The organism is Pseudomonas sp. S3_A09 (assembly GCF_054668065.1).
The window spans coordinates 5,526,680-5,551,613 of record NZ_CP162752.1 but is presented as its reverse complement, the minus strand read 5'-3'; the positions used below and the strand labels follow the sequence as shown (position 1 = coordinate 5,551,613).

Sequence of the window (24,934 nt, the reverse complement as noted above, 5' to 3'; positions counted from 1 at the left end):
CCGTCTCCTCTAACCACCTTGGGTGTCGATATCGGCATCGGTTTCAGGCTTGGGCTCAGGCTTGGGCTTGAAGTCTGGACTGTAGTCGTTTTCCTTGGCCTTGGGGTCTTTCGCCGGAACCGGGTCTTTGGGCGCATCCGCACCGGTGGCGGGTTGTTTGTCTGTGCTCATGGTTACCTCTCGGAAAATATCGCCTGGGTAGAGTTAAGGTCATGCCCGGTGCGATGAAGTTCCATCGGCTTACGACCCTGGATTGTCGACCTGGATGTAAAACGCGTAAGCGGCGAGCATTACCCAGAACACCATGAACAACCAAGGTGCGCGCATGGAGAACAGCAGCGACTTGCGATACCCCTTGTGGGACGACTCCATCTCGGAAAACAGCGGCGACTCGTCATACGCCATGCCCATCACCGGCTCGCTGCGCAACAGCTCGCTTTGCTTGAAGTGCCAGTGATCGATGATGTCATACGCCGCACGGATCCCAGGCCATGCGTTGAGGGAACTGAGGATGCCCAACACTGCGAGAAAGATCGGCACCACCAAGGTGAACAGCTTGCCCCATTCGGGGTTGAGGTTCCCCATGCCCGACACAAAGGCAATCACCAGGAACGACTGCGCGGTGAGATAAGCGTCAGTACGGTTGGCGAGGATGGAGGTTTCGTATTGGATTTCGCGCCGATAGAAGTCGAGGCGGTCCTTGGGCGAGCCGAAAATCTTGGCGTTGTGTTCACTGTGATCGATCAGGCTCGATTCCGGAGTGTCCGGTGAGATGATTCTGGGCACATCGATGCTCCATGCGGGTTCGTGCCCTGTTAGAAGAATCAGGTACGGATGAAGTTCAAGTTTGTTCACGCACCAAATCGGAACAGAGCGTGCACCATGAATGGGAGCACTGGCCTGTGGGAATCGCCCCATACCCAACAAATCGAGGGTTTCCGGCATTCCGGCACAGGCATTGCTTTATCCATTCATCTGCCCGGATACAGGAGCATTGGTTACCCCCCGACCCAGAGCCGACCCCATAAGAAAGTAAGGACCAGGCCCATTGGCACCCATCGCCACGGGCTCATAAAAAATGCGTTTTTTGAAACGGCAGTGCCCCCCCTGCTTCCTCGGCACTGACAAGGTACTGGAATGGCTCGATCTTTCTTTGATGAAATGAATGACGCAAACGGCGTGTGCCGTGCGCATTACCAGGATTTCTCCCGCTGGCTGGCGAACACGCCGCCGGAGCTGCTGGCCCAGCGTCGCCGTGAAGCCGACTTGCTGTTCCACCGCGCCGGTATCACCTTCACCTTGTATGGCGACGAGCAAGACACCGAGCGCCTGATTCCCTTCGACATCATCCCCCGCAGCATCCCCGCCAGTGAGTGGAGCGTGATCGAACGCGGCTGTATCCAGCGCGTCAATGCACTGAACATGTTTCTTGCCGACATCTACCATGACCAGCGCATCATCAAAGCCGGGATCATTCCGGCGGACCAGGTGCTGGGCAACGAGGGTTACCAGAAGGCCATGGTCGGCCTGGACCTGCACCGAGACATCTATTCGCACATTTCCGGCGTGGACCTGGTGCGCGATGGCGACGGCACCTATTACGTGCTTGAAGACAACCTGCGCACCCCCAGCGGCGTGAGCTACATGCTCGAAGACCGCAAGATGATGATGCGCCTGTTCCCCGAAGTGTTCGCCAAGCAGCGCATCGCGCCGGTGGACCACTACCCCAACCTGCTGCTCAAGACCCTGAAGAGCTCAAGCCGCCTGGACAACCCCAACGTGGTGGTGCTGACGCCGGGTCGCTTCAACAGTGCGTTTTTCGAGCATGCGTTCCTGGCCCGTGAAATGGGCGTTGAGCTGGTAGAGGGCGCGGACCTGTTTGTGCAGGACCTCAAGGTGTTTATGCGCACCACCGACGGCCCCAAACCGGTGGATGTGATTTACCGGCGTATCGACGACGCCTTCCTCGACCCCAAGGCGTTCAACCCCGAGTCGATGCTTGGCGTGCCCGGCCTGGTCGCCGCTTATTGCGCCGGCAACGTGGTGCTGGCCAACGCCATCGGCACCGGCGTGGCCGACGACAAATCAATCTACCCCTACGTGCCGGAAATGATCCGTTTCTACCTGGATGAAGAGCCGGTGTTACAGAACGTACCGACCTTCCAGTGCCGCAAGCCCGACGAACTGTCCCACGTCCTGGCCAACCTGCCGCAACTGGTGGTCAAGGAAACCCAGGGCTCCGGCGGCTACGGCATGCTGGTAGGGCCGGCGTCCAGCGCGGCCGAGATCGAGGATTTTCGCCAACGCATCAAGGCCAGGCCCCATGCCTACATCGCCCAGCCGACCCTGAGCCTGTCCACCTGCCCCACGTTTGTCGAAAACGGCATCGCCCCACGGCATATCGACCTGCGGCCCTTTGTGCTCTCGGGCAAGGAAACCCGCCTGGTGCCGGGCGGCCTCACCCGCGTGGCGCTGAAGGAAGGCTCATTGATCGTCAACTCGTCGCAAGGCGGCGGAACCAAGGACACCTGGGTGGTGGAGGGCTGAGTATGTTGAGTAGAACCGCCGCAGATCTGTACTGGATGTCCCGCTACCTGGAACGTGCCGAGAACCTGGCACGCATGCTGGAAGTCAGTTATTCGCTGTCATTGATGCCCCAGGCCGGGCGCAGTGACGGACTGGATGAATTGGCCATGTCGTTGCTCAGCAGCGGCACCCTGGACAGTTACCTGGAACGCCATAAACAGCTGGACGCCGAGCGTATGCTGCACTTTTTCGCCCTCGACGAAGAAAACCCCGCCAGCATCTACAACTGCCTACGTGCCGCCCGTGGCAATGCCCACGCGGTACGCGGGCGCATCACTGCCGATATGTGGGAAAACCTCAACGCCACCTGGCTGGAAATGCGCAGCATCGCCGCCGGCGGCCTGGCGCGACATGGCATCAGCCACTTCTGTGATTGGGTCAAGCAGCGCTCGCACCTGTTCCGGGGGGCTACCTCCGGGACGATCATGCGCAACGACGCCTATCGGTTTATCCGCCTGGGCACCTTTGTCGAGCGCGCCGATAACACCCTGCGCCTGCTGGATGCGCGCTACGAGATGTTTGGCGAGGAGTCGGAAGAAGTCAGCGACTTGTCGGCACGCGGTTACTACCAGTGGAGTGCCCTGCTCCGCGCGTTGTCGTCGTTCGAGGCCTACACCGAGCTGTACCCGAACGCACTGAATGCCCGTTCCGTGTCCGAGTTGCTGCTGTTGCGCAGTGATGTGCCGCGTTCGTTGCATGCCTGCATCGAGGAACTGAGCCATATTCTGGCAGACCTGCCCGGCAGTTATGGGCGCACGGCGCAGCGGCTGGCGGCGGAGTTCGAGGCGCGGCTGAGGTATACCGGGATTGATGAGATTCTTGAAGAGGGATTGCACAGCCGTCTGACGGACTTTATCGACACCGTGCGCGAGTTGGCGCGGGCGATTCAAAGTTCCTATCTGGAAATGGTCTGAGTGCATTTCGGGCACTTAACTGTCAGTTAGGGTGATTGACCCTGCTTGGATACCGCTCTTATGTTGGGCAGGTGAACGCCTTCCCATCATAAGAACAGGTACAGCGCATGTCCGAACTCAACCTCACCCCTACCGCCGCCAAAACCCTGCAACGCTGGCACGCCATGTTGGCCAATCGTGACCTCAAGGCCCTGCCCGACCTGCTGGCGCCCGACGCTGTTTTCCGCTCGCCCATGGCCCATACGCCGTACCCTGGCGCGCCGGTCGTCTCGATGATCCTCAATACGGTGATCAACGTGTTCGAGGACTTCACCTATCACCGCGAACTCGCCACCGGCGATGGCTTGAGTGTCGTGCTGGAATTCAGCGCGCGCGTGGGCGACAAGCAACTCAAGGGCATCGACCTGATCCGTTTCAACGAACAAGGGCAGATCATCGAGTTTGAAGTGATGATCCGCCCGTTGAGCGGGCTGCAAGCCCTGGGTGAGGAAATGGGCCGGCGCCTGGCGCCTTACCTGGCCAAGGCCAAGGGCTGATTAGCGACGTCGGTGCCAACGGTGCTGGCGGACGTGAGCCTGCGCCTCGTGCACCGCACCCTGCAATTGCATGGGCGCAGCATCCGCTTGGTGGATCAACCGGGTCGAGGCGCGACCTTTAGATTTTCCCTAGAAACCCGAGCATTAGCGCGTTGACCTGTCGGGCTTGTTCGTTCTGGATCCAGTGACCACAGTTCGCCAGTACGTGCTGCTCAAGCTGTGGCACTGAATCCGGCATGCGCTTGAGCGTGTGGGCTTCGAAGACCCCCACCGGATCGCGGTCGCCGATCAGAAACAGCGTGGGTTGCAGTACTTGCTGTCCCGCCAGGAACTCAGTGCGTTGCCAGTTGCGTTCGAAATTGCGATACCAATTCAGCGGGCCGCGGAAACCGTGGTCTGCGAAGGTGCTCACATAAACGTCCAGATCCGCCTGGGAGCACCAGTGTGGTAATGGACCGGGCGCCGGAACGCCTTCAAGCAAGGTGGCGCTGGCCGGTTTCTGTTGCAAAAACACATCCTGGTCCTGCATGAACAGGCGCAGTGTGCGTTCGATATCGGCGTCCAACTCCTGCTCGGCAACGCCCGGTGTCTGGAAATACAGGATGTAGTTGAAACGGTCGGCGTACAACTCGCGCATGATCTCGATCACTGGCCGCCGTGCACGTCCGGCGAATGGCACGGACAGCGTGATCAAGCGTGTGACACGCTCAGGCTCAAGCAGCGCCAGGTGCCAGGCCACCACGGCGCCCCAGTCATGGCCGACCATCACCACCTGGGTATGGCCGAAGTGGTCCATGGCCTGCTGGATATCGCCGCATAGCGTCAACAGGTCATAGTCGGTTATTTCAGGCGGTGAACAGGTGCGGCCATAACCGCGCATTTCCGGGGCAAACACCCGATAACCCGCCGCTGCCAGTACGGGAATCTGTTCGCGCCAGGAGTGCCAGCACTCCGGGAAACCGTGAAGCAGCCAGACCGGTACGCCCTGTTCGGGCCCCGCAATATGAACACTTAACTCAATACCGTTGACGCTGATGAGGTGCTGGCTCATGGGCATGACCTGTTTGACGGTTTTGCCCAGCGTGGACCCTTGCTGTTCAAGCCGCCAGCATCATTGACGCCAGGAATGAGTCAAGCCACCGTCCACCAGCGCGGCAACAATTGACGTACCCGTGCCTCGCCAAACCGGTCATCGATCAGCATCACCACGCCCTGATCCTGTTGGCTGCGAATCACCCGGCCTGCGGCCTGCACGACTTTCTGGATACCAGGGTACAGGTAGGTGTAGTCGTAACCCGCGCCGAAGATCGCGCCCATGCGCAGCTTCATCTGTTCGTTGACCGGGTTTAGCTGGGGTAAGCCGAGGGTGGCAATGAATGCGCCGATCAGGCGGGCACCGGGTAGGTCGATGCCTTCGCCGAATGCACCGCCCAATACCGCGAAACCGATGCCCTGACTGTGCTCGGTGAATTGGTCGAGAAAGGCCTGGCGCTCGGCTTCGGCCATGCCGCGAGACTGTTGCCACAGCGTGATCGTTGGGTGCTTCTCGGCCAGTAACTGCGCCACTTGTTGCAGATAATCGAAACTGCTGAAGAATGCCAGGTAATTGCCAGGTTGCTGGGTGTACTGGCGAGCGATCAGCTCGACGATAGGTTCCAACGAGGCGTGGCGATGGACGAAACGGGTGGATATTTCATCAACGATGCGCACGTGTAATTGCTCGGCCTTGAACGGCGATTCCACATCGATCCATGCCGTATCCGCCGGCAAGCCGAGCAAGTCCGCGTAGTAATGTCGGGGGCTCAGGGTCGCGGAAAACAGCACGCTGCTGCGGGCTGCCGTCAACCGTGGGCGGATGAACTCGGCGGGCACCACGTTGCGCAGGCACAGGGTCGAGCTGCTGCGCTTGCCGTTGAGCTGGCGCTTGCTGATGTCGAAAATGAAGTGTTCGTTGAACAGCTCGGCGACCTTGCCGAACTGCAGCACCTCGAAATAGAAGCGTTGCAGGTCGCCGCTGAGGGATTCGGGGTGATCGTTGAAGTATTCACCCATGGCGCTGGCGCACAGGCTCAGGGCCTGCAACAGCTTCTCGGGGCGGGCGGTGTAGGCCTGGTACGGCGCGAGTTGGTCCTTGTGCAATGCGTTCCACGCGCGGTTAAGCCGCTGCAAGGGTTGCTTCAAGGGCTCGGGGGCGGTCTCGCGCAGTGTCTTGAGGTGGTACTGGTCGAGACTGGCGCTGTACATCGAGCGAGCCCGCTCGACCAGATTGTGCGCCTCGTCCACCAGCACGGCTGCGCGCCATTGGTTGAGCTGGGCCAGGCCGAACAGCATGGCGCCAAAATCGAAGTAGTAGTTGTAGTCGGCGACCACCAGGTCGGCCCAGCGTGCCATTTCCTGGCTCAGGTAATACGGGCAGACATCATGGGCCAACGCCACGTCGCGCAGGTTGCGCTGGTCCAGCAGGCGCACCTTGGCGGCGGCGATGCGCGCGGCGGGCAGACGGTCGTAGAAGCCCTTGGCCAGCGGGCAGGCGTCACCGTGACACGCTTTGTCCAGGTGCTCGCAGGCTTTGTCCCGCGCCACCAGTTCCAGCACTCGCAGTGGCTGGTCAGGACTGCTGGCATGCAGCACCTGGGCGGCATCCAGGGCGAGCTTGCGGCCGGGGGTCTTGGCGGTGAGGAAGAACAGCTTGTCCAGTCGCTGAGGCGCCAACGCCTTGAGCAAGGGGAAAATCGTACCGATGGTCTTGCCAATGCCGGTCGGTGCCTGGGCCATCAGACAACGGCCGGTACTGACCGCCTTGTACACCGACTCGGCAAGCGAACGCTGCCCAGGACGGAAACCGGCATGGGGAAACGCCAGGGTTTGCGCGGCGCTGTTGCGCGCTTCGCGGTGTGCCATTTCCTGCTGGGCCCAACCGAGGAACAGCGCGCATTGCTGGTTGAAGAAGGGTTCCAGCTCGGCGGCTTGAAAGCGTTGGTTGAGCACCGTCTCGCCTTCACCGACGATGTCGAAGTACACCAGCGCCAGGTTGATGTGCGAGAGGTTGAGTTTCTGGCACATCAACCAGCCATACACTTTGACCTGAGCCCAGTGTAATTGACGATGGTTGGCGGGCTGGGCATCGAGGTCACCGCGATAGGTCTTCACTTCTTCCAGACGGTTGGCGTCCGGGTCGTAGCCGTCCGCCCTGCCCCGCACCTTGAGTTGTTGGTACTCGCCTTCTAGCGCCACTTCATTCTGGTAGTGCGCGCTGCGCCGCGAAGCGACGGTGCGGTGGCCGATGATGCCTTCCTGAGCACTGGGCGACGGTGTGAAGCGCAGGTCGAGGTCACCGACCTTGGCCGTGAACTCGCACAGTGCGCGCACGGCAACGCTGTAGCTCAAGCCGACTCTGCCCAGCGCACATAGCAGACCGTTACCGGCATCTGGTATTCGCTGCAGAACTCCAGCCAGCGCAACTGGTTATCCTGCAGGCGATCGCCAGGTCCCTTGACCTCGATCATGCGGTAGGTTTTTTGCGTCGGCCAGAACTGGATCAGGTCCGGCATGCCGGCGCGGTTGGCGCGAATGTCCAGTAACAGCCGTTCGAACCAGTAGCGCAGGTGTTCGGCGGGCAGGCAGGCTAGGGCCTGTTCCAGCAGGTCTTCGCTCAGCAGGTTCCAGAACACGAAGGGCGACTGGATCCCCCATTTGTCGCTGTAACGCTGGCGAATCGTGGTTTTGTAGCGTTCGTCCTGCAACTGCTCGAAACACGCAGCGAACAGCGGTGCACGGCGCGGGCGGAAGTCCTCGCTGTGCAGGTCCGCCGGGCCACGTTGAAACGGATGGAAGAATGAGCCCGGCAGCGGCGCAAAGATTACGTCCCAGCACAGCAGGCCGAACAGTGAATTGATCAGCCCGTTTTCAACGTAGTGCACCGGCCCATCAGGCTCGCTGAGGTGCGCCTGCACGCAGTACTCCACCGACATCAGCGGCTCGGGTAGCGCAAGGGCCAGGTCCAGGCGCGTGACCGCACGAGGCTGCGCTTTGGGCAAGGCCGGCTTACCCAGTTTGCGGCGCAGCCGTGGCACCACACGCAATAAGTGCTGCTGCTCGGCGGCGCTTTCCGGAGCCTGTTGAGCGGCGTTCGCCAAGGACATGGCTTGGCCGTAGTCCTCCTGGCGCTCCAGCACCCGTATCAACCTGGAGCGGGCACCGGGATAGGCGCACGTGCGATAGATCTGTTCCGCCAATGCCAGTTCAGCAATGCGCTCGCACTGTTGACCGATCTGGAACAACAATTTGGCCCGCCGCTTTTCCAGCCAAGGATTGTCGGTACTCAAGGTTGCGATCTGCGCCAGTACCTGCTCCAGCGTTTCACCGGCCTCAAAAGCCTGCTGGCATTGGTGCAGGAACAGAAAACCATGCACATCGTCACGGCTGCGCAGGCCGCGGGATTCTGCGCAGAATTCGACTTTTTCGTAGGTGTAGATGCCCAGGTCTGCCAGCACGAATTCCGACCAGTCCTGATGCAGGTTGCCGAAGAACATCAGGCGCAGGCGGTCGCACAGCTCCATGATCGAGAGGCTGTACAGCGTGTCGGCAAGCTCCGGACACCAGCCAGCAAAACTGCGGCGGTCGGTAAAGTGTGCCGACAGCCCTTGCAGCCAATCGGACTTCCTGCCTTTGGGCTGGTCGATCCAGGGCTTGAACGCGCCGAGGATTTCGCCCTTTTGCAGCAAGGCAAACAGCTCTTCAAAGGCCAGTAAGAACTGAGTGTCGACCCAGCCCAATTCAAGCAACGGCGCAGCAGCGGTGTGGGTGCAGCCGATCTCCACGTAGTTGAGTTTGCCCGCCCGGAAATGCACGCCCTTGCGCATCACCATGCGCACCAAAAGCGCCTGGGATGGCTGCGGCAACCTGTCAAATTGCTGAATGAAATGCTGTTCGTCCGCATCGAGCAGATCCGCATAACGTAGCCCCAGCCAATGCAGGACCTGGCGGAAGTTATGCAGGTAATAGAGCGGGTCTTCGAGGGGATTGGCCATGGTACGCAGCGATCAAATACTGGTTATGCATACAGAGTGCCGTCGCAAAGACCAGGTTGCAATCGCTAATAGATAAATGGCGGCTGCAACTTTTTGCATAAAAGTGATCAGATGGTGAAGTCGATGGCGTAACATTTGTTGCCCGCGGCCTCTGGCGCGGGACTTTTAAGGGTTAAGGTAAGGGTTATGAACATGAAGAATTTGGGTCTGCCGCTGGTTGCACTCACTTTTCTGGTATTGGCCGGTTGCGCGACGCAAACCGTAGTGACGCTGCAAAATGGCACGCAGTATTTGACCAAGGACACCCCGAAAACCCAGACCGCCGATGGCTTCTACGAGTTCACCGACATCGCCGGCAAGCGTGTACGGGTCAAGGCTGCCGATGTGGCCACCGTGCGTAAGGAAGGCTGATCGAATAGGTCAGTGGGGGCCGGGCCCCCACTGACCCTCTTCAACCGATGGCAACGCCCTCCCCCGACCACCCGTTGACCCCCACCAATGTCACCGAATCTGCGCCGAAGCTGATCACTGTGTCCCCTCCCTGCTCACGGTATTGAGCACTCCCCTCTACCTCCTTGAATACCAGTTGATCGCTTGGCTGATAGCCGATGATCCGGTCCTGGCCAAACTGACCGCTGAACAAAAAGGTGTTGTGCCCGCTGTTGTCACGAATCGTGTCATTGCCTTTGCCGCCTTCGATAAAGTCCGCACCCTTGCCGCCCTGGATCAGGTCGTGGCCGTCGCTGCCGATGATGAAGGTATTGCCCTTATGCGGCTCGGCATTGCGGTTGAGGTCCTGCACCCAGGTAGTGGCCCGTGCCGGGTCGGACAGGTTGGCGACGATCACGGTGGAGTCGCGGGTCATTTGCTCATAGAACCCGGAGTCAAGCACGCGACTCAGGCCATCGCCGTACCCGGTAGGCAGGTGCGAAACCCAAGTCGGCAAATTGACAATGGAAAACGGCAGCACATTCCACAGCGTCGAGGCGTAGTGGTCGTTGAAACTGACAATATTGTCGGTGGTGGAGTCATGGGGGGTGTCGTGCACACCCAGGGAAGACAGGGTGAAGGATGAGCCATCCAGCGCACGGAACACCGGGTCATTCTCGTAGCCGATGTTGAGCACCTTGTCGCTGGCACTCTGGGTCGGCGAGGCGTAGGCCACGTAGTTCGCGTCCTTGTAGAACCCCGACCACTTGCTGTTGCTCAGGTCGGCCATGCTGTTGACTGCCAGCCCGCCCAGGCTGTGGCCGCTGACCACCACATCGTGACCGCTCAAGCCATGGGCGCTGGCGTAGTCGGCCACATTCTTGAGCAAACCGCCGAAGGCTTCCCCGGCGTAATTCTTCGCGTAATCCTTGGGGCCCAGGGCGGCCAGCAGGTCGCTGACCAGGTCACCGATGGAATCGCTGATCAAGGTTTCCCGAGGCCCCGAAGTGCCGCGAAAACCAATGCCGATTTCCAGCAGTTTTCCGGCGTCATCGTACTTGCCCAGCACCTCGACCTGGGCCGTGGTGTAGCCCGTCTTCTCGCCAAAGAAGGTGCCTCGCGCATCGACGTTGCCACTGTAACCCAGGGTGCTGGCGCTGATGGGCGTCCAACCGGCCTTGTGTACCGCGTCCAGCGCGGCTTTTTCGGAGTCCGGGTTCCAGGGGATGCCGGGGATTACGCCCTGGGAGTCCGTGCTGCCCAACAGCGCCCCGACCAACGTAGCTGGCAAGCCCAGCCCCAGGCCGTTGTGCTGGTACCCCACGGCAAAGCCGTTATCCAGGTTGTGATAGGAATACAACGTGATCGCCATGGCATCGGCGAACAATGCTTTTGAGCCCTCGGTCCCGAGGTTTTTATAATCAAAGATACCCATGGTGCCGCCTCTCTTGTTGTTGAATGTCGAGAAAGCCAAGTAGCAATCATCAGAACGCCCAATCGAGGCTCAAGCCCACCCCATGGACTTTGTCCTTGCTGGACAGCAGGCCGTTGTAGTCGAAGTTCACCCGCGCTTCCTTGCTTAACGCCAGACTCACCCGTGCACCGACCAACGCGGCATCACGCGCCATCGGCGCACTTTCGACGGCAAACGAAGGTCCGCCCGAGGCGAAGGCCAGGTGCTGCTCCGAGTCAGTGCTGCTCAGGGTGTGCTGCCAGCCCAAGGTGCCGGACACCTCCAACTGCTGGTGGTCATTCACATTGAAGGTTTTCAGGGCGCGCATACCCAGGGTGCTCAGCACCAGGTCGCGGGTATCGTCGCGACTTTCAAGCGCCGCAGCGTCACCTTTTTCGGTGAAACCATCGCTGTCCAAGTGCACATAGGCCAGGTTGGCGAATGGCTCCAGCGCTAACGGTTGCACGTTGATGCGATAGGCCGCCTCGGTGAACACCTGGGTGCTGCGTGCATCAACCTTGGCTTTCTGCTTGCCGGAGACGTCGCCGTATTGCAGGTCGCGCTTCACGTCTGCGCGGTGCCAGCTGTAGGTGGCACCCCCGCTCAAGCGCCAGGCGCCGATCTCATGCCCGGCATAGGCGCCGAAGTGGTAGCTGTCGACCGACGCACGTGAATGCGTGCCGCTGCCCATGTTCAGTGAGGTATCGCTGTAGCCCGCGACCAGGCCGATGCGCGTGGACTCGTCGAGTGCACCGTCCACCCCGGCGAGCATGCCGCCGATGGAGGTCGTATAGCCGGCAGTGTCGCTGCGGCTGTCGGTCTTGCCCCAGGCGCCCAAGGCCTTCACCCACACGTTGCCACGGGTGTCGACGGTCTCGCTGGTCGCACCCATCTCTCCATTGCGCAGGCGCTCGCCGACGGCTTCGCGTACATAGCGGCTGTCATTGACCAGGGCGGTTTCCAGTGCCGGGTAGATCTCCCCCGACAGTTGCTGGAAAGCACCTTGCGCCGAAGCAGCATCCGGCGCCAGCAGCAGGCTCTCATACACGGCATTGCCCGCGCCCAACTGCTCGGCGGAGGCGGCCACGGCTCGCTGGTTGTCCGTGGCCCCCACGCTGGCAAAACTGTTGGCGTTACGCGCCACGTCCAGTTGCACGCCGTTGGCCGCATAGTTCAGATTGCCGCCAAGGAACAGGTAGTTGGGCAGCACCGCGCCAAAGCTGCCGCTAACTCCGCCGGCGGCTTGCAGGATGTTGTACTGGCGCCCGATCAGGCTTTGCGCCTGTGCGCCACTGAGCAGCGTCGGGCTGTTTTCCAGCGCGAGCGTCACCGTGCCGCCGTTCAACGTGGCGGTGCCTCCCGCCACAATACGATCGCTGTTGGTGGGCGACAGCTCCACGGCGTAGGTCGACCCGGCCTCAAACGTCACATCCCCCGCCACGTTCAAGGTGCCGATGGAGTTGCCCGGCGCTACCGTGCCGCCGGCTTTCGCCAGCAGTGAACCGATGCGCCCTGAGCCTGCGACCACGCCACTTTGGCTCACGGTCACCGGCGAGGTGACCGAACCATTGATCGCCAGCAGGCCCTGGTTGACCAACGTCGGGCCGCTGTAGGTATTGGTGCCGGTGAGTATCAGCGTGCCAATGCCCTGTTTGGTCAGGCCGCCGTGCCCGGCGATGTCATTGCTCCACAGGTCCAGCCCGCAATGCACATCGTTGCAGGTGCGCTGAGTCGGCTTGCTGGCATCGACAATCGCGCCTACGCCCGGCAAATCCGCGACAAACTGCCCGCTGCCATAGGCGCCGTCGATGCGGAACTCGGCCGGGATGTCCTCGGCCGTGACAAACATCCCCGGGCCATTGATCGCCTTGCCCAGGTTGATCATGCCCCAGCCGTACAGCGAGTCGATGCCCGGTGCGCCGAGATCGGTGGCGGTAGTCTTGAGCAGCGTCGAAATCTGGTCGCCGCTCATGTACGGGAAACGCTCCATCAGCACGGCCGCGCTGCCGGCTACATGGGGCGCCGCCATGGACGTGCCGTTGAAGTTGGCGTAATCGGTGGTGAGATTGTCCAGGTTGGTGCCGTTGATGACGGAACTGTAGATCTTGGTACCGGGGGCCGACACGCAAAAGCTCGCCGCATAACCGCAACGTGAAGAGAACGTACTGATCACATACGGATCGGCGCTCGCGGTGTCCGGGTTCTGTTGCAAGGCCGCGACGGACAGCCAGTTGGGTGCAATCTCCGGCACAAAGTACGCCAGCCCCGAAATCGCGTCCGGGTTATTGCGGTTGTAGTCGTTACCGGCGGCGAAGATCGTCAGCACGCCGCTGCGGGCCGCGTCGATCGCGCCCTGGTAGGCGCCACCGGCGATCGTTCCGAGGATCGGCCGGATGTTATTGAACTGCGCCTGCGCTTCATTGACCGTGAAATTCGGGAAAGCCGGGTCGCGCCCGCCCTTGGCGTACTGGTCACCGATGCCGATGCCCCAGCTGTTGTTGATGATCCGCGCGCCGCTGGCGACCAAGGCGTCCCAGCCGGCCTTGTACACCGCGCCATCGTTGCCGAGGATGATGCCGTCTTCCGGACCTGGGTCACCGTTCTCGGCGCTGATGATTTGCGCATCAAAGGCCACGCCGTGCATCGGCCCGCCATCGCGGTTACCCGCGGCGATTCCGCCGACGTGGGTTCCGTGGTTGCCGAGCTTGCCATTGGAACCGAGGGACGGTGTGCCGTCATAACGAAACGCATCGCCGGCCTTCACCGGAATGTACGGGTCGGTGTATTGGCGAATTCCCTCGGTGACAATCGTCACCACCTTGCCGGGGCTGGCGAACTCCGGATGCTGGGCATACACCGGCTGATCGAAGATCCCCAGCTTGACGCCTTTGCCGGTGTAGCCGGCGGCATACGCGGTATCCGCATGCACAGCGCCCAGGCCCCAGTCGGCCTTGAACTCATTGCTGCGCCAGCTGGCGGCATCGCCCAGCTTGCCGGTTTCCACATAGGGTGCGGCCTGGGCGGTACCCAGGCTTGCCAGGCAACACAGTAACGCACCGTATGGCACGCTGCGGTTGGCCTTGAGCGGATAGCCCAGGGCGGTGCGGATGGCGGTAGTTAACCCTGACTTGCGTGTATTCACGGTGACCTTCCTTAGTTTTCTTATTGCACGTGTGTAAATCGCTTCAGAATTGCCAGTTGAGGCTCAGCCCCACACCCTGGGTTTTCTCCCGGCCACCCAATTGGCCGTTGTAATCGAGGTTGACCCGCGTGACCGGGCTCAGCGCCAAGCTGGCCTGCACGCCCACCAGCGCGGCGTCGCGCAGCAAGGGCGAACTGCGCACGGCGAATGAAGGCCCGCCGGCAACAAACGCCAGGTGTTCTTCGGATTCAATGGCGGTGAGGCTGTGCTGCCACCCCAGCGAGCCAGAAAGCTGCAGCTGTTGGTGATCATTGAGGGCAACGGTTTTCAGTGCGCGCATGCCAAGCGTGCTGAGCACGGCGTCCCGGCGATCGCTGCCACGCTCCAGCGCCGCAGCAGCGCCTTTTTCATGGAACGCCTCACTGTCCAGGTGCACATATGCCAGGTTGGCGAACGGCTCCAGTGCCAAGGGTTGCAGGTGTATCCGGTAGGCCGCTTCGGTAAAGAGTTGCGCCGTGTGCGCATCCAGCTTGGCGTTCTGTTTACCGCTGACAGCGCCGTAGTGCAGATCACGCTTTACGTCACCGCGATGCCAGCTGTAGGCGCCACCGGCACTGACGCGCCAATCGCCCAGCTCGCGCCCGGCATACGCGCCGAGGTGATAACTGTCGATGGACGCCGAGGAGTGTGTACCGCTGCCCATGTTCAATGAGCTATCGCTGTAACCGGCGACCAGCCCCACGCGAGTCTGCTCGTCCAGCGCACCCTCCACGCCGCCCAGCAAACCACCGAGGGACGTGGTTGAACCCGCCGTCTCACTGCGGCTGTCGGCCTTGCCCCAGGCGCCAAGTGCCTTGAGCCACAGGTTGCTTTCAGCGTTGACCGGCACATGGCGCAAACGCTCGCCCACGGCGTCACGTAGCGACTGGCTGTCGTTGATCAGCATGGCGCCAATCGCCGGGTAGATCTCCCCGGACAGTTGCTGCAAGCCTTGTTGCGCGACCGCAATGGAATCCGACTGCAGCACGCTTTCATATACGGGGTTGCCCGCGCCCAATTGCTCGGCGGCAGCGGCTACGTTGCGTTGGTTGCGGGTCGCCGCCACGCTGGCGAAGGTGGCGTCATTGCGGACCACGTCCAACTGCACGCCGTCGGTGGCGTAAGCGAGGGTGCCCCCGAGGAACAGATAGTCGGGCAACACCTGGCCAAATTGGCCCTGGATACCCCCCACCGCCTGCAGGATGGTGTACTGGCGGCCGATCAGGCTTTGCGCCTGCGCGCCGCTAAGCAGGGTCGGGCTATTTTCCAAAGCCAGGGTGACGTTGCCGCCGCCCAGGATTGCCCTGCCGCCGGCGACGATACGGTCGCTGTCGGTGGGCGTGAGTTCCACCGCATAGGTCGAACCTGCCCCCAGGTTCACGTCACCCGCCACCTGCAAGGTGCCCACGGAGTTGCCCGGTGCTACGCGGCCACCCGGGTGAACCGACAGCGCGGCAATCCGCCCGGAGCCGCCCAGTGTGCCGCTGTCGTTGACCGTCACCGCAGAGGTCAGCGAGCCGTTGACTGCCAGCAACCCGCCGTTGACGGTGGTCGCCCCGCGATAGGTGCTGTCGCCGCTGAGTACCAGCGTACCCGCGCCGGACTTGATCAGGCTGCCTTCATAGATGCGCGTCGCGGCCGCTTGATCGCGTGCCGTGCCGACAGCGTAGTCCGTTTGGTCCTGCTGGCTGGCATTGGCGCCCACGCCGTTTTGCCAGCCCTTGTCGATCAGGGTCTGCTGCCAAGCGCTGTGCTCGGTGGCGTCCTCGGCCTGGCGCCGCAGCAAGGCCTGGTCGGAGATGCCGTTGCTCCATACATCGCCCTGCCCGGCCGCGAGGCTCACGTTCATAGGCCCGAGTAACTGCCCCGGGCCGTGCATCGCCCGTCCCAGGTCCGGCACACCCCAACCTACGGTGGTCGTGGGCGCCTGGGTGAGGGAACCATCGAGCTGCGTGGCGGTGGTCAACAACACCTGCAACGCCTGCTCGTTGGTCATATAGGGGTAGCGCTCCATCACCAGCGCCAACGCGCCGGTAGCATGGGGCGCCGACATCGAAGTGCCGGATTTGACGCCATAACCGCCGTCGGGGATGGTGCTGTTGATCAACGCACCGGGGGTGGAAATGCACCAGTATTTGGCAATGCCACACTGGTTGTATTTCTGGTTGTTGGCCTTGTCCAGGCCCGACACCGCCAGCCAGTGTCCTTCCAATTCCGGCTGGAAATACGGAAACGCCGAGCGCACGCTGGCGTTCGCGTAACCACTGTTGCCGGCGCTGAAGACGTTGATGACACCGGCTTTGGCCACGTCCGCCGCCGCATCCAGCCAGGTGCCCTGGTTGTAGTGCTGGGCGTAGGCCGCATGCAGGTCAGCGAGGGTGCGGTAACTGACATCCTTGGGTTGGCTGCCCCAGCTGTTGTTGATTGCCCGCACACCGGAATCCACCAGGGCGCTGTACACCGCCTTGAAGTATTTGGGATCGGGCGTCGGGCCAAACAGGAAGCTGTCGTTGGCGTTGGTATTGCCCACGTAGAGTTGTGCGTTGTACGCCACGCCGTGCATGCCCACGCCGTCGCGGGCTGCGCCCATCGTGCCGGTGACATGGGTACCGTGAAAATCATTGTTAGGGTTAAGCGCACCGGTGGTGCTGAAGGCGCTGCCATCGACGTAACTGCCGCTGGCGCTGACGGCGTGATAACGATCCCTGGAGGCCTCCGGATGGTTGGGATCGAAGCCTGAGTCCAGTGCGCCGATCTTTACCCCGCTGCCGGTAATGCCGGCAGCGTAGGCTTCATCCGCCTTCATGCGTCCCAACCCCCAGTCGCTCTGGAACTCGCTGGAACGCCAACTGGCGGCGTTCCCTGGCTGGCCGTTCTCGGTGTAGGCCGCTTGCGCCGCAACGGACAACAGCAGCAAGGAGGTGGCGGTAAACGGTTTGAAACGCGGCGAATCGGTGATCATAGAAACCATCCTTATTGTTGTTATAGAGGCCTACTTCATGGGGCCGAAGGCCTCATCGACTTTTGCCAGGTCGGTGTCCCGCAGGTTGCCGGCGTAGTAATGCAATTTGGTCCAGGCCATCAGGTAGTCATACCGTGCCTGTGCCAGGTCGCGGCGGGTGCTGTAGAGCTGCTGCTCGGCGTTCAACGCATCCAGGTTGACCCGCTCGCCGCCGAGGATGCTTTGCTGGGTCGACACCACCAGCGCTTCGGCGGACACCAATGCCTTCTGATACGCACGCAACTTGCTCACCCCCGACAGGCAGGCGCTGAACTGCCGACGCAGTTCGATCAGGGTTTCGCGGGTCTTGCCCTCCAGTTCGTACTCGGCCTGCTCCATGGCGCGGCTGGCCTGGCGCGTGGACGCGGAGATACCGCCACCGGCATACAGCGGCAAGCTGACTTCGACGCCGATGGTGTTGGTGTCATAGCGCTGGTTGTAGGTGTTGCCGCTGTCGGACTCCTGTTGTCGCGAGCTGGCATAGGCCGTGACCTTGGGCAAATGCCCGGCGCGATTGCGCTCCACTTCATAACGCGCCACTTCCAGAGCCTGGCGCTGGGAGGCCAGCGTGGGGTTGTTGCTGATCGCCAGCTCATGCCAGGTGTCATAGTTGGCCGGCGTCAGGGTGAACGCGGCAAACCCCTGGTTCAGCGGGGCCAGGTCATGGATGTTGACGCTCTGCACGCCGATCAAGGCGCCCAGTTCCCGCAGGGACGCATCCTGTTCGTCCAAGGCTTGGATCTCTTCGGCGGTGGCCAATTCGTAGCGTGATTCGGCTTCCAGAATGTCCGTGCGAGTCCCCTCGCCTTGCTGGAACAAATGCTGGTTCTGCTGGAATTGCTGTTCGAACGCCTTCTTCTTGGCACGCGCGATGTCGATCTGGTCCTGGGCGAACAACGCCTGGGTGTAATACGTCAGCACCCGCACCAACAGCGCCTGGCTCTTGTCGCGAAAGCTTTCATCGGCGAACAATGCCTGGGCCACGCCCTTGCGGTAATTGGCGTAGGCCTCGTAGTCGAACAGCGGCTGTTGCAGGCTGAAGGTAGAGCCGTAGCTGTTGTAGTTGCGGTCGTCGTGGTAATTGCCACCTCGCCCGTCCGGCAAGGTCGCTTGGGAATTGTTGCGGCCCTTGTTGTAGTTGTACGAGAGCCTCGGCAATAGCCCGGCGCGGCCGATGGCGCGGTTTTCCAGACCGGCGTCGCGCTCCTTGATGGCGCCAAGGAACACGGGATCGTTACGCAAGGCCTGCTCATAGACATCGAACGGGCCCATGGCGGCCTGGGCACTCGCGCTGGTCAACAGCAAGGCGATAAACATGTGCTTCATGTCTACTCCTCGGTCAACGCGGAGCCGGCACGGTCGAGCAGCGGCTTGAACAGGTAATTGAGCAACGAGCGCTCGCCGGTGCGCACGAACATCTCGGCGGGCATGCCCGGCTTGATCACCAGACCGTGGAGTTTTTCCAAGGCTGCTTCGCTGACCGTGGTGCGCAGCACGTAATAGGGCGCACCGGTTTTTTCGTCGAGCATCTGGTCAGCGGAAATCAGGCTGACCTCCCCCGGCACACGCGGTGTGCGGCTCTGGTTGAAGGCGGTGAACAGGATGTCGACCGGCAGGTGGGTGCCAACCTTGTCGACCAAATGCACCGGCAAGTGCCCTTCCACCTCCAGGCGCGTGTCCTGGGGCACGATTTCCAGCAGGGTTTCACCGGCACGCACCACGGCGCCTTCGGTGTGCACGCTGAGATTGACCGCGATGCCATCTGCCGGCGCGTTGATTTCGCTGTGCTGCAGGTCGAACCCCGCCGAGGTAAGTTGCTGCTCCAGGGTCAGGCTACGCAGTTGCGAATCGGCCAACTGGCTGCGCACCTCCTTTTGGTATTCCTCACTGTGCTGCTGCAGTTTCAACCGCGATTCGAGAATGCCCTGCTCTACCCGGCCACTTTCGCCGGTGTTCTGCGCCAGGTCCTGTTGCACCTGAGACAACTGCCGCTGGTAGTCCATCAGCCGATTGCGCGGGATGTAGCCATTGTCGGCCAAGGGTTGCAGATTGCTCAGTTGATCGCGCAGGGATTGGGCCTGGGCGGTCAGGTCGCTGCGGGCACGGCGCATGCCGTTCAACTGCGCGGTGGCGCCGTCGATATTGGCGCGGATACCGGCCTGCTCCCGGGCAAAGGCTTCGCGACGGCTGCTGAACAATTGGCGCTGACCTTCCAGCACCAGCGACAGGGCGGGGTCGGGATTGGCGCTCAGTTCAGGCGGAAAGAGGATGCTGGCCCGGTTGTCGCGCTCGCTCTGCCAGCGTGCCACGCTGGCCCAGGCCATGCGGTACTGGGCTTGCAGGGACTGCACGTCGGCCTGGTGCTGAGTCTGGTCGAGACGAAACAGCGGCTGGCCTTGCTTCACCCGTTCGCCCTCCTTCACCAAAATCCGGCTGACCACGCCGGGGCTCAGGGTTTGCACCGCCTTGCGCTTGCCCGATACCACTACGGTGCCCTGCACCGGAATCCCCTGGTCCAACGGCGCCAGGCTGGCCCACAGGAAAAAACCGCCAGCCCCGACCACCGTCAGCAGCCAGCCCATACGCGCGAAGAAGTTCGCGTCGCGTTGTTCAAAAGTGATGCTGCTCATGCGCCTGGATTCCTTCCGGCCTGGTACTGACGACTGAAACTCACGCCCGGTTTCTCTCTAGGCGGCTCCTGCTGGCCGGACAGCGCCCGCAGCACTTCCTGACTCGGCCCGAATGCCTGCAAATGCCCCTCGCTGAGCACCAGCAGCTTGTCGGCCTGGGCCAGCGCGGACGAGCGATGGGTGACCAGCACCACGCTGCTGCCCTGGGCTTTCATCTGCACAATGGCGCTGGCCAGGGCCGCTTCGCCGACGGTATCGAGGTTGGAGTTGGGCTCGTCCAGCACGATCAGCCGCGGCCCGCCGTACAGGGCGCGCGCTAACGCCACCCGTTGTTTCTGACCGCCCGACAGGCCGCCGCCGTTGTCGCCCAGCACCGTGTCGTAGCCTTGAGGTAAACGCAGGATCAGTTCATGCACGCCGGCCTGCTGCGCGGCACGTACCACGGATTCAGGATCAGCCTGGCGAAAACGCGCGATGTTGTCGGCAATGCTGCCGCTGAACAGTTCGATGTCCTGGGGCAGGTAGCCGATGTGGGGGCCCAGGTCGTCGCGGTCCCAGCGGTGAATGTCCGCACCATCCAGGCGCACGGTGCCCGCCAGGGTCGGCCATACCCCCACCAGCACACGGGCCAGGGTCGACTTGCCGGAGCCCGATGCCCCCAGAACGCCGAGCACTTCACCGGCGACCAGGTTGAAACTGACTTGATGCAAGGTCGCCACACGCCGCCCGGGTGGGCCCGCGCTGACCTGTTCGAAACTGACCTGGCCTTTGGGCGCAGGCAGCTTCATCTGCTCCACTTCCGGCGGAAATTCGCGCAACAAATCATCCAGCCGCTGGTAGGCCAGCTTGGCCGAACTCCATTGCTTCCACACCGCAATCAACTGGTCGATGGGGCTGAGCACTCGCCCCATCAGAATGGAACCGGCGATCATCATCCCGGCGGTCATATCGCCCCTGATCACCAGCAACGCCCCCAAGCCCAGCACCAGCGATTGCAGGCACAGGCGCAGGGATTTGCTCAGCGAGGTCACGACTGAGCCGGTATCACTGGCTTGGTTCTGCAAGCCGAGAAACTGCGAATGCACTGCAAACCAACGTTGGCGCAGCGCACCGAGCATGCCCATGGCCTGGATGGTTTCGGCATTGTGCAAGTGGCTGGTGGCCAATTGCGTGGATTGCTGGGAATAACCACTGGCCTCGCCCAACGGCTTTTGGGTCAGGTATTCATTCAGGCACGCCAGGCCGATCAACAGCACTGCGCCCGCGGTGGCCAGCACGCCCAGCCATACGTTGAACAGGAAGATCACCAACAGGTAGAGGGGAAACCACGGCGCATCGAAAAACGCGAACAGCGCCGGTCCCGTGATGAATTGGCGGATATGGGTCAAATCGCCAAGGGATTGCCCGGCATGTCCCTGCCCACGTTGCAGGTTGCGCTCAAACGCGGCCTTGTACACACGCAGGTTGAAACGCCGCTCCAACTGGCTGCCGATACGGATCACGATAAAACTGCGGATCGCCTCAAGCGTGCCAATAAACGCAAAGAACCCCACGACCATCAGTGTCAACATCACCAGGGTGGTTTCATTCTGGGAGGACAGCACGCGGTCATACACTTGCAGCATATAAATCGACGGCACCAGCATCAGCAGGTTAATCAATGCCGTGAAACAGCCAACACTGATCAAAATACGTTTGTATTCACCCAGCGCCTTGAATAACGGCGCGACGGCATGGGACTTCGCCATGTTTTCTGATCTTCCCTGAAACAAATTGCGCGCAATAGTTGCCCCAACCCCAACTAACGGAGCGGCCAACTAATATATTCAAGTTATAAGCTTATAACGGCAACTAAGGTGCGCGTTGCAATACAACTTCAAGACCGGTGGGTGTGCGACCGGTATATTCACCCTCTTTCTGCCGATTGAGGTGAGTAATGCCGCTGCCTTCGGCGTTCATCAGCCAGATGCCATCCGGCGTCGGCGACCAGGTCAAGGGTTTATCACCGAGCCACTGCGCCACACAGGCCACATCGCCAGCCAAGGCATTCGCTTGCTCCAGCAGGTCCAGCGCACACACCTGATCGTGTTGATGCAATTGCCAGTGGCCCGCCAATTGGGCGGTGGTGGGTAATACAAGACTGCTCGCCATTGCGTGGGCTCCTGCCGACACGAACATCACCTGCAATACGCCGGTGATCATTTTGAAAAAACGCTGCATGTTCACGCTCCATCGGTAAAGCGCGGCGCCGAAGCGCCGCGCCCGTGCATCACGCCACGATGTCGCTGACCGCAGCCTGGCCGACGGTGGTGACGAGGAAGTCCGCCACGCCGTGACCGGAGAAGTCCACTGCCAAGGTGCCCAGGTTGGTGCCTGCGGCGTAGGTCAGCACAGCGTCGCCGGCATGCCCGGTGAAGGCATTGACGAAGGTCAGGCCTGCGCCCTTGGTGATGCCGGACAGGTCGATCTTGTCGGAACCGGAGGCAAAGTCAAAGATCTTGTCCGCCGCCCCAGGCTTGGAGTCGGAACTGGCACCGAACACAAAGGTGTCACTGCCCGCGCCGCCCCACAGCTGGTCCGCTCCGCCGCCGCCGTAGATGAGGTCGTTGCCGGCCCCGCCTTTGATCACGTTGGCCGCGTTGTTACCAATGATCAAGTCATTGCCGGCGCCGCCGAAAGCGTTCTCGATGGTCACGCCCTTGGCGATGGACACGTTGCCCACCAGGCCGCCCACGTCGGAGAACGACGCTTCATTGAGGTTGATCTTCTGGTTCTGGGTGAAGCCGGAGAAGTCCAGGGTGTCGTTGCCGCCACCGTCCCACACCGAGAACACCAGCTTGTCGGCGTTTGACGTTGCGCTAAGGAAATCACGCCCGGTGTTGGAGTTGAACCCGTAGGTGGTGTCGCTGGCACGGGTGCTGTAGTTGGCGCCGTAGAGCTTCTGGATCGCCGCAATGTCGTCGATCAGCGGGCCGGAAGCGTAAGCTTCGACGCCGCCTTTGCTGAAGTTCTGATTGGTATTGCTCTCGCTCCAGTAGCTCATCAGGCTGTAGCCACGCGTGTCCTGTCCATAGGTCGCGTCGTTGTAGGTCGGGTTGCCATTCCCGGCGTTGTAGTCGCCAGGGTGAGCCAGGCCCAGGGTGTGGCCGATTTCGTGGGTGAGGGTCTGCCGGCCGTAGTTGTTCAGGTCCGGGGTCTTGTTCGGCGTGTAGCTGTTGTTGGTCAGGTACCACGACGTGCCATCGTAGCCTGCGCCGGTGCCGGGCAGGTAGGCGAAGGCCGCTGCGCCGTCCTGGCCGCTGCTGTAGTTGCCGAAGGTCATGTGCCCGTCACCGCCGGTGGCTTTCTCGGTGAAGGTGACCTTGGCTACGTCCGCCCAGGATTGCATGGCCAGTACGGCCTGTGCTTTCTGCTGTGCGTTGAACTGGCTGAAGCCCGAGATGCCATGTTTGTTCATGGTGCTCGAAGAGGCCGAGGTCAGGAAGGTGTAGGTCAGGTCGATCTTGCCGTTGCCGTCAAAGTCCCGGTACGCGGCGCCGTCGCGCAGCAGCTGGGTGGCTGCCTGATCAACGGTGTAGGAGGGTTTGCCATTGACCGTGAGGTTGCCGCCACGGTCGTACAGATGGCTGAAGCTATCGATTTGCGAGTAAGCGGTGCTGGCTTGCGCCGCCGATACGATAGCCTTGTCTTTTACTTTTGACATAAACGTACTTCCTTGTGTGCAAGTGCATCAGTCTTTTTTCGATAGGAACCTCGCGGGCGAGATCGTCCTATCACTCGCCTCTTTTGAAGGCGTAAGAAAACTGACACAACTTGAAATCTTTCGTCTACATCTTTTCCAGCGGCAAAACCTGACTCATCATCAACCCAAATAAAGTTCCGCGCCGTGTTTGCTGGGTTAACTTGGTTTTGCCCGCCGAAAACCCACCTCCACTTATTTAAATATTAAATAGCACTAACGCCGCTCAACTAGAGCGGCGCTGTTAATTGTGGATCCAATATATTGGCAGGGTGTCATTGGCAACATTAAACAGCCACTACTTGAATTAATAACTTAAGGTGCCCCCGATTACCGGGACACACTCCACCCCGTCTTGTGCAAGGCCTCCAACAGCGTTTCACCCTCCAGTCCGGGCACCAGGACACCTTGATCGGTGAGCATGTCCTCTCCGGCCAAGATCGCATTGATGATGGCCTCTTCCACCGCCTCCGCCGCAGCGCTGAACAGCGGCGAAATATGGTCGTTATTGACCATCTGCAACGCGCTGCTGAAAGGCAGGCCCTTGCGCCCGTAATCCGCCGCCGGCAAATCGCGGTTACCGGTGGCAAAGGCCAGGAACAGATCGCCGCTGGAATCCTCGGTACCGCCGCCGGTACGTGCAATGCCGATGGACGCGCGTTGCGCCAGGCGCTGGCATTGGTGCGGCAACAACGGCGCGTCGGTAGCAAGGATCACCACGATCGAGCCCATGCCTGGCGTACCCCGTTCGGCAAAGGGCGACGCAATCTCCATCAACCGGCGCCCCACCGGGTAGCCATCCACCCGCAGTTCCTGGCGCTTGCCATGGTTGGCCTGCACCAGCACGCCGACGGTCCAACCGCCCTGCTCTGCCGGCAAGCATCGCGAAGCCGTGCCAATGCCGCCTTTGAACTCATGGCAGATCATGCCGGTTCCGCCGCCGACTGCGCCTTCCTGCACCGGACCGGTTTCGGCGTTGTCCACGGCTTCACGCACATGCTCGGGGCCGACGTGCTGACCCCAGATATCATTGAGCAGACCGTCATAGGTTTCCATCACCACCGGCATGCACCAGTACACCGCCGGGTCCGCCACGCGTTCGCGCTCCAGGGCGATCAGGCTGTCACGCACAACGCCAATGCTGTGGGTGTTGGTGATGGCCAGCGGCGTGGTCAACAGCCCTGCTTCGTTGATCCACTCAAGGCCGGTGGCATCACCATTGCCATTGAGCACGTGATAGCCGGCAAAGCACGGTTGCTGGCGCGCCTCGCCAGCGCGCGGTTGGATCACACTGACGCCGGTACGCACGTGCTTGCCGTCGACAAGCGTCTTGATCGTGCTGTGGCCGACCCGGATTCCCGGCACATCGGTGATGGCGTTCCACTCACCGGGCGTACCCAGTCCCAACGTGATGCCCAATTGACGTGCGCGCATA

The 24,934-nt window shown here is 61.4% G+C and carries 18 protein-coding genes; 4 read left to right on the top strand and 14 right to left on the bottom strand.

The genetic code is table 11. From position 1 onward, the window contains the following. Positions 1-9 precede the first annotated feature (9 nt). Together AB4N92_RS25740 and AB4N92_RS25735 are read right to left on the bottom strand one after the other, a co-directional pair. Positions 10-171, bottom strand: coding sequence for a hypothetical protein (locus tag AB4N92_RS25740; protein ID WP_010210501.1), 162 nt, complete (start codon positions 169-171; stop codon positions 10-12). Between the two features lie 69 nt (positions 172-240). Further along, positions 241-786, bottom strand: a complete 546-nt coding sequence (locus AB4N92_RS25735) for a hypothetical protein (protein WP_010210502.1) — start codon at positions 784-786, stop codon at positions 241-243. Positions 787-1,137: 351 nt separating this feature from the next. On the opposite strand from AB4N92_RS25735, the gene AB4N92_RS25730 reads away from it, so the two are divergent. From AB4N92_RS25730 to AB4N92_RS25720, 3 genes are all read left to right on the top strand, one after another. Continuing rightward, positions 1,138-2,547 carry a circularly permuted type 2 ATP-grasp protein gene (locus AB4N92_RS25730; protein WP_010210503.1) on the top strand — a complete coding sequence of 470 codons (1,410 nt, stop codon included), beginning with the start codon at positions 1,138-1,140 and terminating at the stop codon, positions 2,545-2,547. A gap of 2 nt (positions 2,548-2,549) precedes the next feature. Next, the gene (locus tag AB4N92_RS25725) at positions 2,550-3,500 is read left to right on the top strand and encodes an alpha-E domain-containing protein (protein WP_010210504.1); all 951 of its coding nucleotides are present in this window, start codon (positions 2,550-2,552) and stop codon (positions 3,498-3,500) included. Positions 3,501-3,607: 107 nt separating this feature from the next. Next, complete coding sequence (locus AB4N92_RS25720) at positions 3,608-4,036, top strand: nuclear transport factor 2 family protein (protein WP_021493172.1); 429 nt, start codon at positions 3,608-3,610, stop codon at positions 4,034-4,036. A gap of 118 nt (positions 4,037-4,154) precedes the next feature. On the opposite strand, the gene AB4N92_RS25715 is transcribed toward AB4N92_RS25720, so the two are convergent. The 3 genes from AB4N92_RS25715 to AB4N92_RS25705 all read right to left on the bottom strand — a co-directional run bounded on the left by AB4N92_RS25715 (position 4,155) and on the right by AB4N92_RS25705 (position 9,066). Beyond that, complete coding sequence (locus AB4N92_RS25715; RefSeq protein ID WP_010210508.1) at positions 4,155-5,087, bottom strand: alpha/beta fold hydrolase; 933 nt, start codon at positions 5,085-5,087, stop codon at positions 4,155-4,157. 80 nt (positions 5,088-5,167) lie between these two features. Further along, positions 5,168-7,423, bottom strand: a complete 2,256-nt coding sequence (locus AB4N92_RS25710; RefSeq protein ID WP_010210510.1) for an ATP-dependent DNA helicase — start codon at positions 7,421-7,423, stop codon at positions 5,168-5,170. After that, positions 7,420-9,066, bottom strand: a complete 1,647-nt coding sequence (locus tag AB4N92_RS25705; RefSeq protein WP_236267134.1) for a VRR-NUC domain-containing protein — start codon at positions 9,064-9,066, stop codon at positions 7,420-7,422. The genes AB4N92_RS25710 and AB4N92_RS25705 overlap by 4 nt, the downstream gene beginning before the upstream one ends. Positions 9,067-9,252: 186 nt before the next feature. On the opposite strand from AB4N92_RS25705, the gene AB4N92_RS25700 reads away from it, so the two are divergent. After that, on the top strand, positions 9,253-9,477 hold the full coding sequence (locus AB4N92_RS25700) for a YgdI/YgdR family lipoprotein (RefSeq protein ID WP_010210513.1): 225 nt from the start codon (positions 9,253-9,255) through the stop codon (positions 9,475-9,477). A gap of 40 nt (positions 9,478-9,517) precedes the next feature. On the opposite strand, the gene AB4N92_RS25695 is transcribed toward AB4N92_RS25700, so the two are convergent. The 9 genes from AB4N92_RS25695 to AB4N92_RS25655 form a co-directional block, all read right to left on the bottom strand. Next, on the bottom strand, positions 9,518-10,930 hold the full coding sequence (locus AB4N92_RS25695) for a polyurethane esterase (protein WP_021493175.1): 1,413 nt from the start codon (positions 10,928-10,930) through the stop codon (positions 9,518-9,520). Between the two features lie 49 nt (positions 10,931-10,979). Beyond that, positions 10,980-14,090, bottom strand: coding sequence for an autotransporter serine protease (locus tag AB4N92_RS25690; RefSeq protein WP_236267133.1), 3,111 nt, complete (start codon positions 14,088-14,090; stop codon positions 10,980-10,982). Between the two features lie 43 nt (positions 14,091-14,133). Further along, positions 14,134-17,091, bottom strand: coding sequence for an autotransporter serine peptidase EprS (gene eprS / locus AB4N92_RS25685; RefSeq protein ID WP_236267132.1), 2,958 nt, complete (start codon positions 17,089-17,091; stop codon positions 14,134-14,136). Between the two features lie 30 nt (positions 17,092-17,121). Next, a complete protein-coding gene (locus tag AB4N92_RS25680; RefSeq protein ID WP_021493178.1) occupies positions 17,122-18,456 on the bottom strand; it encodes a TolC family outer membrane protein in 1,335 nt (444 codons plus the stop codon). A 2-nt stretch (positions 18,457-18,458) separates the two neighbouring features. Next, entirely contained in the window at positions 18,459-19,760 is a 1,302-nt protein-coding gene (locus AB4N92_RS25675; protein WP_236267131.1) for an HlyD family type I secretion periplasmic adaptor subunit, read from the bottom strand. Then, on the bottom strand, positions 19,757-21,508 hold the full coding sequence (locus AB4N92_RS25670; RefSeq protein WP_236267130.1) for a type I secretion system permease/ATPase: 1,752 nt from the start codon (positions 21,506-21,508) through the stop codon (positions 19,757-19,759). The genes AB4N92_RS25675 and AB4N92_RS25670 overlap by 4 nt, the downstream gene beginning before the upstream one ends. 103 nt (positions 21,509-21,611) lie before the next feature. Continuing rightward, positions 21,612-21,980, bottom strand: coding sequence for an AprI/Inh family metalloprotease inhibitor (locus AB4N92_RS25665; RefSeq protein ID WP_010210526.1), 369 nt, complete (start codon positions 21,978-21,980; stop codon positions 21,612-21,614). Between the two features lie 49 nt (positions 21,981-22,029). Beyond that, on the bottom strand, positions 22,030-23,463 hold the full coding sequence (locus AB4N92_RS25660; protein WP_010210527.1) for a serralysin family metalloprotease: 1,434 nt from the start codon (positions 23,461-23,463) through the stop codon (positions 22,030-22,032). 366 nt (positions 23,464-23,829) lie between these two features. Next, on the bottom strand, positions 23,830-24,933 hold the full coding sequence (locus AB4N92_RS25655) for a DmpA family aminopeptidase (protein WP_042571158.1): 1,104 nt from the start codon (positions 24,931-24,933) through the stop codon (positions 23,830-23,832). Position 24,934 lies beyond the last annotated feature (1 nt).